This window comes from Actinomycetospora lutea (assembly GCF_028737205.1).
GTDB lineage: Bacteria > Actinomycetota > Actinomycetes > Mycobacteriales > Pseudonocardiaceae > Actinomycetospora > Actinomycetospora lutea.
The window spans coordinates 70,633-81,338 of the sequence record NZ_JAQZAL010000026.1 but is presented as its reverse complement, the minus strand read 5'-3'; the positions used below and the strand labels follow the sequence as shown (position 1 = coordinate 81,338).

The following is a 10,706-nucleotide window of genomic DNA, read 5'->3' as shown; positions in this document are numbered from 1 at the left end:
CGAAGCCGCCGCCATGGCCCGCGTCCCGCTCGCGGGCACCACCTGGATCCCGGGGGTGACCCGATGACCGCCGACACCGCCGAGGTCGTCATCGTCGGCGGCGGCCTCGAGGGCTGCGCCGCCGCCTGGGCGCTCGCCGAGCGCGGCACGACCGACGTCGTGATCGTCGAGCGCTCCACCGTCGGCTCCGGGGGCACCGGCAAGTCCTCCGGTGTCGTGCGCTGCCACTACGGCGTCTCCTCGCTGGCCGCCATGGCGACCCGCGCGCTGGAGGTCTTCGAGAACGCCGACGAGGTACTCGGCGAGGACGTCGGGTTCCACCAGACCGGCTACGTCGTCGGCGTCGGCGAGCAGAACGTCGACGCCCTGCGCGCCTCCATGGCCGACCAGCGCGCGGTCGGCGTGCGCACCGAGGACATCGACGCGAGCGAGGTCGCCGCGCTCTGGCCCTCGGCCGACCTCGAGCCCTTCGCCGCGTTCGCCTGGGAGGAGCGCGGCGGCTACGGCGACGCCTACCAGACCGCGCAGGCCTTCGCGGGCGCCGCGCGGCGCGCCGGGGTGCGCCTGCGCCAGAGCACGACGGTGACCGACCTGATCACGAAGGGCGGCGCGGTCACCGGCGTCCGGCTCGCCGACGGCTCGGAGATCCACACGGGCACGGTCGTGCTCACGGCGGGCCCGTGGTCGGTGCCGCTGCTCGCCGCCCACGGCATCACCCTGCCCATCACCGTGCACCGCGAGCAGATCGTGCTCATCGACCCGGGCGCGGACCTCGGCCCGGTGCCGGTCTTCTCCGACCTCGTCTCGCTGCAGTACGTCCGGCCCGAGAGCGGCGGGGAGATCCTGTTCGGCAACTCCGACCTCGCCGAGCTCGAGCCCGCCGACCCCGACCGCTACTCGAACCAGGCCACCACCTCGTTCCTCGACCTGGCGGTGGAGAAGGTCGGCACGCGGTTCCCGGGACTGGAGGAGGCGGCGATCGCGTCCACCTACGCCGGTTGCTACGACGTCACCCCGGACTTCAACCCGGCCATCTCCGCGACGGACATCGAGGGGCTGATCGTCGCGGCCGGGTTCTCCGGGCACGGGTTCAAGATCGCGCCGTCGGTGGGCCGGCTCGTGGCCGACCTGGTGACGGACGGGACGAGCCGCGACCCGGACATCCCTGAGTCGGACTTCCAGCTCTCCCGCTTCGCCGAGGGGGAGCTGCTGCGCAGCCCGCACCCCTACGTGGGGGCCGGCGAGATGCGGTGACGGCATACTCCTGGTCATGAGCCAGGAGGACGGCGCCCCGGGCATCGACCCCGTGTCCGGGGGCCCGGCGGCCCGCGAGGTCGCGGAGCCGTCCCCCCAGGAGGGACGCCTCGAGCGGGCCATCGGCGCGGAGGTCCGGCGGCTGCGCCGGGCGTCGGGGGCCACGCTCGCCGAGATGTCGGTGCGCACCGGCATCTCCAAGCCGATGCTCTCGAAGATCGAGCACGCCCAGACGTCGTGCAGCCTCACCACGCTCGCGCGCCTGGCCGACGCGCTCGACATCCCGGTGACCGCGTTCTTCCGCGGCGCCGACGTCGAGCGCGAGGCCGTCCACACCCGCGCCGGGGCGGGCGCGCGGATCGTGGCCCGCGGCACCCGGGTCGGCCACGACTACACGCTGCTGGGCGGCCTGCGCGGCCAGCACAAGCGCATGGAGGCGCACCTCGTGACGCTCACCGAGCGCAGCGAGGAGTTCCCGCTCTTCCAGCACCCGGGCACCGAGCTGCTGTACATGCTCGAGGGCCGGATGGTCTACAGCCACGGCGAGTCGAACTACGAGCTGCTGCCCGGCGACGCGCTCCAGATCGACGGCAACGGCCTGCACGGCCCGCGCGACCTGGTGGAGCTGCCGATCCGCTTCCTGTCGGTCGTCGCGCACCCGGACGCCGGGATCGAGGAGTAGGTCAGCCCTCGTCGAGCAGGTGCAGGTCGTGCGCGACCCGCACGAGCTCGGCCCGCCGGCCGCAGCCGTGGCGGCGCAGCATCGACGCCACGTGGTACTTCACGGTGTGCGAGCTCAGGTGCAGGCGCTCGCCGATCTCGTGGTTGCTCTCGCCGCGCCCGATGCCGTGGACGATCGCGAGCTCGCGCTCGCTGAAGGTCGCCGACCCGGGGGCGGCGCGGCGCCGCTGCAGCAGCTCGCCGGCGATCCGCGGCTCGAACCAGCTCCCGGCGGTGACCACCTCCCGGAGTATCCCCGGCACCCGGCTCACCGAGGTCTCCTTGAGCATGTAGCCCGACGCGCCGGCGTCGATCGCCTGGGCCAGCAGATCGCGGTTGCCGTAGGCGCTGAAGATCACGACGGCCGGGGCGTCGGGGGCCCGGGTCAGCGCGCGGCACAGCTCGATGCCGCTGCCCCCGCCGCGCTCGCCGATCCGCAGGTCGACCAGGGCGACGTCCGGGCGGGTGCGGGCCACGAGCCCCTCCCCCTCGCCGAGGGTGGTCGCGGCGCCGAGGAACTCCAGGTCCGGCTCGCGCCCGGCGAGCGCGCGCAGCCCGTCGTGGACGACCTCGTGGTCGTCGACCACGCAGAACCCGATCATCCCGAGGGCCGGGTCGCCACGACCGCGTGGACGTGCGTGCCCGCCGGGACCGCCGGAGTGATCTCCAGCCGTCCGCCGACCCCCTCGACGGCGGCGTGCATGGCCCGCATCCCGAAGTGCGCGCCGCCGCGCGAGCCGCTCGCCGGGTCGAAGGTGCCGTCGTCGGCGACGTGCAGGGCGATCACGTGCGGGGAGGTCTCGACGCGGACCGTGAGGTGGTCGCAGCCCGAGTGCCGCTCGGCGTTGGTCACCGCCTCCTGCCCCACGCGGACGAGCGCGTCCGCGGCGTCCGGGTCGAGCTCGAGGTCGACGCCGTCGAGCTCGAGGACGCGCACCACGTCGCGGTCGGGCACCAGCGCGATCCGGTCGAGGATCTCCGAGGCTGCCACCGACCCGACGCGCGGCGCCGAGACCAGCAGCTCGAGCTCGCCGCGCAGGCGCGCCATGCAGGCCTCGGCGGCGCGGGCGATCGTGTCCAGCCGCGTGGCGGTGTCGTCCTCGGCGACGCGGTGGCGGGCCTGCTCGGCCTCGAAGCCGATCGCGACCAGCCCGCGCACCACCGAGTCGTGCAGGTCGTAGGCCACCTGCTCGCGCACCGCCCGCTCCAGCGCGCGGGCCCGGTCGGCGTCGGCGTAGCGCCGCCGCACGCCGGGCGCGGCGTGGCCCGCCAGGTCCTCGAGCAGCTCCTCGTCGACGCTGGTGAAGGGCCGCATCCGCCGGTCGCCGATGTAGAGCACGGCGGCGATCTCGCTGCCCACCGACACCGGCGCCGCCATGGCCGACACGATCCCCTCGTGGCGCGTCTCGTCCACCGGCGCGGCCTCGAGGCGCCCGTCGGCGGCGTAGTTCGCCGAGCAGACCGGCCGGCCGAGCCGCCAGGCGAGCCCGCCGAGGCCCTGGCCGTGCTGCACGCGCAGGCGCCGGAAGGGCGCGGTCCGGATGCCGAGCGCCTCGTCGAAGACGTAGGTGCCCGACCCGTCGACCGGCACGGCGAGGTAGGCCACCTCCGCCCGGAACAGCTCGCGGGCCGAGGCCAGGATCGCGGTGAGCACGGCCGGCCCGTCGCCGCTGGCCACCGCCGCCTCGGCCATGGTGCGGGTGGCGGCGCGCAGGTCGCGGCCCAGCGCCAGCGACCCGGCCTGCCGTCCCCGGCGCACGGCCCGCCCCACCGCCTGGCGGTAGTGGCGCCGCAGGTCGTCGTCGAGGACGGCGTCCGGGTCGCCGAGCGCGGTCGCGAGGTTGCCCACGACCACCGCGCCGTGCCCGTAGCGGTCGCGCCCAGCCAGAGGGCCTGGGCGTCGAAGTCCGTCCCCAGGTTGACGGCGATCTTCTTCCCGGGCGGCAGGTGCAGGTGTCCCACGGTGTCTCCTCGATCAGGACGGTGACGACTTCTCGGGCGTGAGCTTGATGACGTGCTCGGCCTCGGCCTCGATCCGCGCCCGGCTGTAGAGCAGCGGGAAGGCCTCGCCGCGGCTCCAGGGCTCGAACAGGTCGGTCAGGTGCGGGTCGTCGAGGCGGCCCGACTGGCCGGGGGCGTTCATGGCCAGCGACGCGTCCCACTCCCCGACGTCGACGACCAGCCGGAACGTGGCCCCGGCGCTCTGCACGAAGTTCGGGCCGTAGGCGGTGTTGCCGACGGTGTCGCCGCTGCCGCCACGCGGGGCCGGGCCGGCGGACAGCCGCTCGGGCGCCACGCCGGGGAGCCGGTGGCGCAGCGGGTGGTGGGCGTGCGCGACGTGCAGCGAGCCCCACGCCCACGCCGCGCGGTCGGGCCCGAGCAGCGCGGAGACCTCGGCGACCGCGGCGGGCAGCGTCGCCGCCACGACCGCCGCCAGCTCGTCGTCCGGGCGACCGTCCACCAGGTCGAGGTCCACCCGGGCGTCGGCGAGCAGGTCCTCGGCCGGGGAGATGCGGGCGGTGACGGCGTCCGCCTCCCCCGCCCCGACCACCCGCGACAGGGCGTCGCGCAGCAGCGCCGGGCGCAGGTGGCGCCGGTACCACACCTCGAACAGGGCGGCGGCCGCCGAGTCGGGCGCGAGCACCGCGTCCCAGCCCAGCAGCAGGTCGAGGCCGTCCACGTCTGCGCCGGCGCTCACCCCGCGGACGCGCTCGAGGATGCGTCGGGCCGGCACCGACAGGAAGTCGCTCTGCAGCGCGACCATGCTCTCCGGCGTCGCGTCGGTGACCTCGGCGAGCACCTCGTCGAGCCGGTTCCGGCGCGACGGGGCGTACCAGTCGTAGGTGATGTGGCGGTCGCGCGGGAAGTCGTCGGGCAGGTTGCACTCGTTGGCCGTGGCCAGGAAGCCCTGGGGCGGGTCGACGATGCCGGGCAGCTGGTCGGCGTCGTAGAACCCGGCCCACTCGTAGCGCCCGTCGCCGGGCACCGGCAGCGTCCCGTCCCAGTTGGGGCGGATCGGGGTGAGCCCGCCGGTCTGCCAGGCGATCGTGCCCGAGGGGTCGGCGTAGACCTGGTTCTCCGGCGGCGCGCCCCAGCGGTTCATGGCGGCGGCGAACTGGTCCCAGTTCTGCGCGCGCATGTAGTCCATGGAGCCGAGGTAGGGCGCCATCCCCGGCTCGAGCCAGGCCGCCCGCACCGCGTAGGCGCGCCCGGCGTCCTGGTGGATCACGGGTCCGTGGCGGGTGAACAGCAGCTCGGCGGTCACCGGGTCGCCGTCGCGGACCGCGATCGTCTCCTCGAGCCGGCGCATCGACTCCCAGCCGCCGTCGTAGCGGTAGCGGGTGGGGTCGTCGGGGTCGGTCTCGTAGACGTAGAGGTCCTCCTGGTCGATCGCGAAGATCGTCAGGCCGAACGCGATGCGGCCGTTGTGCCCGATGGAGATACCGGGCAGCGCGGGCTCGCCGCCGCCGATGACGTCGAAGCCGGGCGCGGACAGGTGCGCGATGTAGCGCAGGCCGGGCAGGGCCGCGGCCGCGCGGTGCGGGTCATTGGCCAGCAGCGGGCGGCCCGAGCGCGTGCGCGACCCGGCGAGCACCCAGTTGTTGCTACCCTCGGGCAGGACGTCCCCCTGCGGGTCGGTCTCCGTGGGCGGCCCGAACACCGGCGCGGAGGTGGCGAGGTCGTACACGCGCAGCACGTCGTCGGGGATGGCGGCGAGGTCGAGGCCCTCGGGGACCTCGAGCGGGCGCGCGGGCTCCCGGCGGCGGCGCAGCTCCTCGACCTCGGCGGGCAGGTCGCGCAGCGTCCGGGCCCGGGCCACCTCGTCGCGGACGTTGTAGAACAGGCCGTGGCTGCGGATGCGCGCCACGTCCTCGGGGTCCCAGAACGCCGGCTCGTAGCCCAGCGCCCGGAACTCCGCGGGCAGCAGGTCGGGGTCCTCGCGCGTCAGCGCGACGAAGGCGTTGACGCCCTCGACGAACGCGGTGGAGGCGCGCTTGGTGTCCGAGCCGTAGGCGAGCCACTCGGCGCGCATGTCGCCGCGGTAGAGGAACAGCCGCGCCGCGCGGTCGCGCTCGGCGTGCTCGGCGCCGAACACCTCGGCGAGCCGGCCGAGGCCGCGGCGCCGCCAGAAGTCGATCTGCCACAGGCGGTCGCGGGCGGCGTTGAAGCCCTGCACGCGGAACGCGTCGTAGGTGCTGGCCGCGTAGATGTGCGGCACGCCCCACCGGTCGACGAGGATCTCCGCCGGCCCGGTGAGGCCCGGCAGCACGTGCGAGGTGCGGGTCGCGTCAGCCACGGTCGTGAGTGAAGCAGGGACGGCGGTGGCCGGGCGGCCATGGATCGACTGGCCGTTCGGCTAACCGGCGTCGGTCAGAACACAGCCAGATCAGAAGACGATCGTCGAGTGCCCGTCGAGCAGCACCCGGTCCTCGCAGTGCCACCTCACGGCGCGGGCCAGGACGGTGCGTTCCACGTCGGCGCCGCGGCGGGTGATGTCGGCGACCCGGTCGCGGTGCGAGATGCGGGCGACGTCCTGCTCGATGATCGGGCCCTCGTCGAGGTCCTCGGTGACGTAGTGCGCCGTGGCCCCCACCAGCTTCACCCCGCGCGTCTTCGCCTGCTCGTAGGGTCCGGCGCCGGCGAACGCGGGGAGGAACGAGTGGTGGATGTTGATCGCGGGCACGCCGATCCGCTCGAGGAACCCGCCCGTGAGCACCTGCATGTAGCGCGCCAGCACCACCAGGTCGACCCGACCGGCGAGCAGCTCGGCCTGCTGCCGCTCGGCCTCCGGCTTGGTCTCCCTCGTGACCGGGATGTGGGCGTAGGGCACGTCGAACGACGCGACCTCCTTCTGGAGGTCCGGGTGGTTGGAGACCACCTGCACGACGTCGATCGGCAGCTCCCCGCGGCGCCACCGCCACAGCAGGTCCAGCAGGCAGTGGTCGTAGCGCGACACGAACAGCGCGACGCGCGTCGGCACCGACGCGGCGCGCATCCGGAACGACATCCCGAAGCGCTCCGCGACCTCGGCCGCGAACTCCTCCTCCAGCGCGCCGAGCCACAGCGGGAGCTCCGGCACCCGGAACACGATGCGCAGGAAGAACCGCCCGCCGGCCGGGTCGGTGGTCTGCTGGTCGGACTGGACGATGTTGGCCCCGCGCGCGTGGAGGAACCCGCTGATCGCCGCCACGATGCCGGGCCCGTCCTCGCAGGAGACCAGCAGCCGGCCGACGTCGGGGTCCGGCAGGGAGGCGTCCATGGTCAGCTCCAGGGGAACGGCGAGTGGCTCGTCGGGTGGAGCTCGCCCGCCTCGTAGCGACCGAACCGGAAGGGCTCCAACAGGTCCTGCGGCTCGCCGAGCAGCTCCTTGGCCACCAGCGCGCCCACACCGATCATCTTGTACCCGTGGTTCGAGTCCGCGATGACGTAGGCGTTCCCGCGGAAGGAATCGAAGACCGGGAAACTGTCCGGGGTGAACGCGCCGAGCCCGCCCGAGGGCTCCTTGCGGTAGACGTCGCGGCGGCCCTCGAAGCGCTTGTGGCACACCGCGAGCGCGGAGGTCCACATGCGCACGAAGTCCTCGCCGACGACGAACTCGGGGCTCGCGGTGCCGTACGGGTCGACGGCCACGGTGTCCGCCGGGCGCCCGACCCGCTCGGGGGACGCCCCGCCCTGCACGCCGCCGAAGTGGAAGTCGGGCTTGTAGTAGATGCCCCAGATCTGGTCGGTGATCAGCTCGCCGTCGACGTCGTCGTGGAGCGGCGCGTCGGAGTCGACGTGGATGACCGGCGGGAACTCGCCGCGGTTGTCCATGAACTCCTGCGGGTCGATGCCGAGGATGCCCTCCTGCAGCGCCCAGTAGGTCCACATCGGCACCTCGGGCACCATCCGCCCGTCGGGCATCCGCACCGTGATCGTCGACGGCAGCTCGAGCATCGACCAGAGATCCCGGATCCAGGGCCCGACCGCGGCCACGAGGTGCTCGCAGTGGATCGTGCCGGCGTCGGTCTCGACGGCGCTGACCCGCCCGTCGGCGAACTGCAGGCCGGTGACCGTCACGCCGGTGACGATCGAGGCGCCGGCGGCGCGCACCTTCTCCTCGAGCCCGCGCAGCGAGGCGACGTTGTTGGCGTAGCCTCCGCGCTTCTCGTGGAGGATCACCGAGATGCCCGGGGCCTGCCAGTCCGAGAACATCTCGCGCATGTACTCGTGGCAGGCGTCGACACCCTCGACGAGCTGGGAGTCGTAGCCGATCGCCTGCTGCTCGGCGTGGATCTGCACGACGTCGGCGTGCATGGCCTCCGGCGCGGCCTGGACGTAGCCGACCCCGTGGTACGAGAAGGCCTCCGGGTCGGACTCCCACACGTCGACCGAGTGCGCCATGAGCTTGCGCATCGCCGGCTGGAAGTAGTTGTTGCGGATCACGCCGCACGCGACGCCCGACGCGCCGGCCCCGACGGCGGTCTTGTCGATCACCAGGACCTCGCTGCCGTCCCCGAGACCGCGTTCTCGCAGCTCGGTGGCGAGGTGCCAGGCGGTGGACAGCCCGTGGATGCCCGCGCCGATGATCAGGTACCGGATGTCCGAGGGGACCATGCTTCTCACCCGTTCCGACGGTTTATCGTCGTCGCGTCGGCTATTGCCCTCAGGGCAATGCCGTTTCACCCTGGGAGACGAAATTAACATGGCCCGCACCGGGAGACCAGCAGATCGGCAGGTCGAGTCCGTCCAGAAGGCGATCGCCGTCCTGGACGTGCTCGCGGCGGCCGGCGAGGAGCTCGGCACGAACGAGATCGCGCGGCGGACGGGGATCAACGCGAGCACCGTGTCGCGCCTGCTCGCGACCCTCGTCGTCCCCGGGCTCGTCCAGCACCACCAGGCCAGCGGGCGCTACGGCCTGGGGATCCGCATCCTGCAGCTGGCCGGCGCGGCCCGGGAGACGCTCGACATCCGCCGGATCGCGCGCCCCTCGCTGGAGGACCTCGTGGCCGTCAGCGGCGAGACCGCCACGCTCTCGGTGCCCGGCGAGCACGACGTCATGACCCTCGACTTCGTGCAGAGCCCGCAATCGGTGCGCAGCGTCGCCGAGATCGGGCGCAACAGCGTGCGGCACGCGACCGCCGTCGGGAAGGTCTTCCTCGCCCACGGCGGGCGGGCGCCCGACGAGCTGACGCGCTTCACCGAGCACACCATCACCGACCGCGGCGTGCTCGAGCGCGAGATCGCCACGATCCGGGAGCGCGGCTGGGGTGTCTCGCGGGCCGAGCGCGAGCCCGACCTCGTCGGGGTGGCCGTCCCGGTGCTCGACCGCGACGGCGACCTCATCGCGATCCTCGGCGTCCAGGGCCCGCGCGGCCGGCTCGACGAGCAGCGCGCCGAGGTGCTGGCCGGGACGCTGCGCGAGCACGCCCGCACGGTCGCCTCGGCCTTCTGAGGGCTGCCTCCCAGGATCAGCGCACCGCGGTCAGCCGCGCCCCCGCCCACGGCCCGGCGACGGTCTCCTCGGCGGCGAGCGCCTGGCGGTAGTACTGCTGGGCCGCCGCGACGCCGGCCCCGGCCCGGAGGGATACGCCCGCGTCGAGCAGCGCCATCTCCGCCCCGGCGAGCGCGGTCAGGCAGGAGACCTCGTTGACGTCGCCGAGGTGCCCGATGCGGAACACCTTGCCGGCCACCCGGCCCAGACCGCCGCCGAAGGACGTCCGGTAGCGGTGGTAGGCGATGCGGCACACCGCGGCCCCGTCGACCCCGTCCGGCACCCGCACCGCGGTCACGGTGTCCGAGTACCAGCGCGGCGACACCGCACACAGGTCCAGGCCCCACGCCTTGACGCCCTGCCGGACGCCCTCCCCCAGCCGGTGGTGGCGCGCGGCGACCTCGTCCATGCCCTCGTCGAGGAGCCGGTCGAGCGAGGCCCGCAGCCCGTGCAGCAGGGAGGTCGGCGGGGTGTAGGGGAAGTAGCCGACGTCGTTCGCCGCGATCATGTCGCGGAACGCGAAGTAGCAGCGCTCCGTCGTGGTGGTCTCGGCGGCGGCCAGCGCCTTCTCGCTCAGGCCGAGTATCGCGAGGCCCGCCGGGAGCATGAACCCCTTCTGGCTCCCGGCGACCGCGACGTCCACCCCCCAGTCGTCCTGGCGGAACTCGATCGACGCGATCGACGACACGCCGTCGACGAAGAGCAGGGCGTCGGACCCGGCGGCGTCCATCGCGCGCCGCACGGCGCGGACGTCGCTGGTCACGCCCGTGGCGGTCTCGTTGTGGGTGACGAAGACGGCCTTGATGGTCGGGTCGGCCCGCAGCGCACGCTCGTAGGCCTCGACGGGGACACCCTCGCCCCACTCGACGTCGTGGCACACGACGTCCAGACCGAGCCGCTGCGCCATGTCCGCCCACAGCGTGGAGAAGTGGCCGTGCCGCGACATCAGGACCCGGTCGCCGCGGGAGAGGCAGTTGCTGATCGCCGCCTCCCACGCCCCGGTCCCGGAACCGGGGTAGAGCAGCACGCGGCCCTCGCGCAGCCGGAACACACGCTTGAGGTCACCGAGGAGCTCGAGGACGAAGTCCGGGAAGTCGGGCGCCCGGTGGTCCTCCATCGGGACGTTCATCGCCCGCCGGACCACCTCGGGCACGGTGGTGGGGCCGGGGACGAACAGGTGCGTCGTACCGATCTTCACGGCCGGACCTCCTGACGGGCGGCGTGGTGCACCACGACGCTAGGTCGCGCGGCGCCGCCC

9 protein-coding genes are annotated in these 10,706 nt (G+C 73.9%); 3 read left to right on the top strand and 6 right to left on the bottom strand.

Annotated elements, in window-relative coordinates; genetic code table 11:
• Positions 1-63 precede the first annotated feature (63 nt).
• On the top strand, positions 64-1,254 hold the full coding sequence (locus PHK61_RS24630; protein ID WP_274283670.1) for an NAD(P)/FAD-dependent oxidoreductase: 1,191 nt from the start codon (positions 64-66) through the stop codon (positions 1,252-1,254).
• Positions 1,255-1,270: 16 nt separating this feature from the next.
• Positions 1,271-1,936, top strand: coding sequence for a helix-turn-helix domain-containing protein (locus PHK61_RS24625; protein WP_274283669.1), 666 nt, complete (start codon positions 1,271-1,273; stop codon positions 1,934-1,936).
• 1 nt (position 1,937) lies between these two features.
• Here the strand turns inward: PHK61_RS24625 and PHK61_RS24620 are convergent, their stop codons facing one another.
• The 5 genes from PHK61_RS24620 to PHK61_RS24600 all read right to left on the bottom strand — a co-directional run bounded on the left by PHK61_RS24620 (position 1,938) and on the right by PHK61_RS24600 (position 8,571).
• Positions 1,938-2,561: a response regulator transcription factor gene (locus PHK61_RS24620; RefSeq protein ID WP_274283668.1), complete on the bottom strand. Its 624-nt coding sequence runs from the start codon at positions 2,559-2,561 to the stop codon at positions 1,938-1,940.
• 11 nt (positions 2,562-2,572) lie between these two features.
• Positions 2,573-3,823: a GAF domain-containing sensor histidine kinase gene (locus PHK61_RS24615; RefSeq protein WP_274283667.1), complete on the bottom strand. Its 1,251-nt coding sequence runs from the start codon at positions 3,821-3,823 to the stop codon at positions 2,573-2,575.
• A 126-nt stretch (positions 3,824-3,949) separates the two neighbouring features.
• Positions 3,950-6,271 (bottom strand): penicillin acylase family protein, encoded by a 2,322-nt coding sequence (locus PHK61_RS24610; RefSeq protein WP_274283666.1) that lies wholly within the window; start codon positions 6,269-6,271, stop codon positions 3,950-3,952.
• A gap of 90 nt (positions 6,272-6,361) precedes the next feature.
• Positions 6,362-7,234 carry a formyltetrahydrofolate deformylase gene (purU, locus tag PHK61_RS24605; protein WP_274283665.1) on the bottom strand — a complete coding sequence of 291 codons (873 nt, stop codon included), beginning with the start codon at positions 7,232-7,234 and terminating at the stop codon, positions 6,362-6,364.
• Between the two features lie 2 nt (positions 7,235-7,236).
• Positions 7,237-8,571 (bottom strand): NAD(P)/FAD-dependent oxidoreductase, encoded by a 1,335-nt coding sequence (locus tag PHK61_RS24600; protein ID WP_274283664.1) that lies wholly within the window; start codon positions 8,569-8,571, stop codon positions 7,237-7,239.
• Between the two features lie 88 nt (positions 8,572-8,659).
• Between PHK61_RS24600 and PHK61_RS24595 the strand changes: the two genes are divergently transcribed.
• Positions 8,660-9,409 (top strand): IclR family transcriptional regulator, encoded by a 750-nt coding sequence (locus PHK61_RS24595; RefSeq protein ID WP_274283663.1) that lies wholly within the window; start codon positions 8,660-8,662, stop codon positions 9,407-9,409.
• Positions 9,410-9,425: 16 nt separating this feature from the next.
• Here the strand turns inward: PHK61_RS24595 and PHK61_RS24590 are convergent, their stop codons facing one another.
• A complete protein-coding gene (locus PHK61_RS24590) occupies positions 9,426-10,646 on the bottom strand; it encodes a pyridoxal-phosphate-dependent aminotransferase family protein (RefSeq protein ID WP_274283662.1) in 1,221 nt (406 codons plus the stop codon).
• Positions 10,647-10,706: the final 60 nt, after the last annotated feature.